Source organism: Paraburkholderia sp., from assembly GCF_035948235.1.
Lineage (GTDB): Bacteria > Pseudomonadota > Gammaproteobacteria > Burkholderiales > Burkholderiaceae > Paraburkholderia.
This window is the reverse complement of sequence record NZ_DASZJJ010000128.1, coordinates 1-2,982: the sequence shown is the minus strand read 5'-3', so window position 1 is coordinate 2,982 and position 2,982 is coordinate 1. Positions and strand designations below refer to the sequence as shown.

3 protein-coding genes are annotated in these 2,982 nt (G+C 65.1%); all 3 read left to right on the top strand.

All coding sequences use genetic code 11. From position 1 onward, the window contains the following. A partial coding sequence (locus VG320_RS11335; RefSeq protein ID WP_327200199.1) for a chemotaxis protein CheW occupies positions 1-878 on the top strand: 878 nt, incomplete at its 5' end. A 60-nt stretch (positions 879-938) separates the two neighbouring features. Beyond that, positions 939-1,478: a chemotaxis protein CheW gene (locus VG320_RS11330; protein ID WP_027816042.1), complete on the top strand. Its 540-nt coding sequence runs from the start codon at positions 939-941 to the stop codon at positions 1,476-1,478. Positions 1,479-1,689: 211 nt separating this feature from the next. Then, positions 1,690-2,982: methyl-accepting chemotaxis protein (locus VG320_RS11325; protein WP_327200198.1), on the top strand; the 1,293-nt coding region annotated here is incomplete at its 3' end.

The window sequence follows — 2,982 nt, the reverse complement described above, 5'->3', positions numbered from 1 at the left end:
ACCTCGTGCGCAACAGTCTCGATCACGGCATCGAGACGGTGGAAGTGCGGCGCGCGGCGGGCAAGGATTCGACCGGTCAGTTGGTGCTGTCGGCCGCGCATCACGGCGGCAACATCGTGATCGAAGTGAGCGACGACGGCGCGGGTCTGCGCCGCGACAAGATTCTCGCCAAGGCGGCCAAGCAGGGCATGCAGGTCAGCGACAGCATGACCGACGAAGAAGTCTGGAACCTCATTTTCCTGCCGGGCTTCTCGACCGCCGAGCAGGTGACGGATGTGTCGGGCCGCGGCGTCGGCATGGACGTGGTGAAGCGCAACATCCAGTCGATGGGCGGCCACGTCGAGATCACCTCGCACGCAGGCAAGGGCAGCACCACGCGCATCGTGCTGCCGCTCACGCTGGCGATTCTCGACGGCATGTCGGTGAAGGTCGGCAACGAAATCTTCATCCTGCCGCTGAACTTCGTGATGGAGTCGCTGCAGCCGCGCCACGAGGACATCTACACGGTCACCAATGGCGACCGCGTGGTGCGCGTGCGCGGCGAATACCTGCCGCTCGTCGCGCTGCATGGCGTGTTCAACGTCGAAGGCGCGCGCACGGACCCGACGCAAGGCATCGTCACCATCATGGAGACCGAGGGCCGCCGCTTCGCCATGCTGATCGACGAACTGGTCGGCCAGCAGCAGGTCGTGGTGAAGAACCTCGAAACCAATTACCGCAAGGTGCACGGCATTTCGGCGGCGACGATCCTGGGCGACGGCAGCGTCGCGCTGATTGTCGACGTGGCCGCGCTCAACCGCGAAACGCGTGCGTCGCACGGCGTGGCCGTCGGCTCGCATGGCGGCGCGAACTCCGGCTCGTTCGCCGAATTCGCCTGAGCACCGGCGCCGGCATGAGCACGCATCAACCAACCATTTCCCAACCGTTCAGGGGCTAACGTGGCAGAAGTCCATTCCATCCAGGGCGGCGGCGCACAGGGCGCAGTCGCTGGCGCGCACCGCCGCGACGCGCAACAGGCCGACGCAGGCGGTCAGGAATTCCTCGTCTTTACGCTGGGCGCGGAAGAGTACGGCATCGACATTCTCAAGGTGCAGGAAATCCGCGGCTACGAGAGCGTGACGCGCATCGCCAACGCACCGGATTTCATCAAGGGCGTCATCAATCTGCGCGGCATCATCGTGCCGATCGTGGACATGCGTATCAAGTTCCACCTCGGCCGCGTGGAATACGACCACCAGACCGTGGTCATCATCCTGAACGTCGCGCATCGCGTGGTGGGCATGGTGGTGGACGGCGTGTCGGACGTGCTCACGCTGCAGATGGATCAGATCATGCCCGCGCCGGAATTCGGCGCGACGCTCACCACCGAGTACCTCACGGGTCTCGGCACGGTGGACGGCCGCATGCTGATCCTGATGGACATCGAAAAGCTCATGACGAGCCGCGAGATGGCGCTGATTGAAGCGCTGGGCGTCTGAGGCGCGTGACAGTAGAAGACAAGGCACATCGACATCAGGGACGGAGCAAGGTTGTTGCTACGGGGGTGAGGCCGCAAGGCCCGCGCTAGAGGAAGAGCGGAAAAGCCGCCGCACAAGAGCGGCAAAACCGCCTCGCTGCATTGCTTTCTTCCAGTGCCCTTCGTGATTCGCGATCAACCTGATTACGCCGCACAGGACAGGAGCAAACGAGATGCTGCACAGATGGTCGATCCGCACGACGCTTACGGGCGTCGGGGTCATTATGCTGGCGCTGACCGGTCTGGTCGGCGCGCTCGGGCTTATCGCGCTCGGCAACGCGAGCGATTCGCTCGCGTCCATCGCACGCGGCGATCTTGTCGCGATGCATTCGCTCAACGACGCCTCGTCGTTTCTGCTGCGCTCGCGCGTTTCGCTCGATCGCGTGAACGCGCTCTACGCAGCCGGTCAGAACGACGAAGCGAAAAAGGTCATCGACCGCGCCGACTTCCTGCTCGGCAAGTCGAATGACGCGTGGAAGACGTTTGTGGCCGCGCCCAAGGCCGGTATCGACGCCGCCACGCTCGACGCGCTCAACGCGAAGCGCGCGGCGCTGCTGCAGGACGGCGTGCAGCCCGAATTCGCCGCGCTGCGCGCCAACGACCAGGCCGCCTATCACGCGATCGCGGACACGAAGATCAGCCCGATGTTCGTCGATTACGACAACGCGGCCGCGCCCATCGCCCAGCAGTTGCAGGACGGCGCGCAGGCGCGTGAAGAAAGCGCGCGCTCGGAAATCACGCTGATGCGCTCGCTGATCGGCGGGGCGATCCTGGTGGCGCTGGTGCTGCTGGTGGTGATCCGCTTTGCGATGCGCGGCCTGATCGTGCAGCCGCTCGAAGATGCGGTGAAGTCGTTCGAGCGCATCGCGCACGGCGACCTGACCGAGCGCATCGAGGTCTACAGCAAGAACGAAATCGGCCGGCTGTTCGAGGGCGTCAAGCGCATGCAGGAAAGCCTCGTGACGCTGGTGTCGGCGGTGCATAACGGCGCGGGCTCGATCGACGTGGGCGCGCGCGAAATCGCCATGGGCAACACCGATCTGTCGCAGCGCACGGAGCAGCAGGCGGCGTCGCTGCAGGAAACGGCGTCGAGCATGGAGCAGCTCACGGGCACCGTGAAGCAGAACGCCGACAACGCGCGTCAGGCCAGCCAGCTTGCCGTGAACGCCTCGGACATCGCCACGCGCGGTGGCGCGGTGGTGGGCGAAGTGGTGTCGACGATGCAGGACATCGCCGCAAGCTCGGCGAAGGTCGTGGACATCATCAGCGTGATCGAAGGCATCGCGTTCCAGACCAATATTCTGGCGCTCAACGCGGCGGTGGAAGCGGCGCGTGCGGGCGAGCAGGGCCGCGGCTTCGCGGTGGTCGCGGGCGAAGTGCGCAGCCTCGCGCAGCGCAGCGCGAGCGCGGCCAAGGAAATCAAGGAACTCATCAACGATTCCGCCGAGAAGGTGCAGAGCGGATCG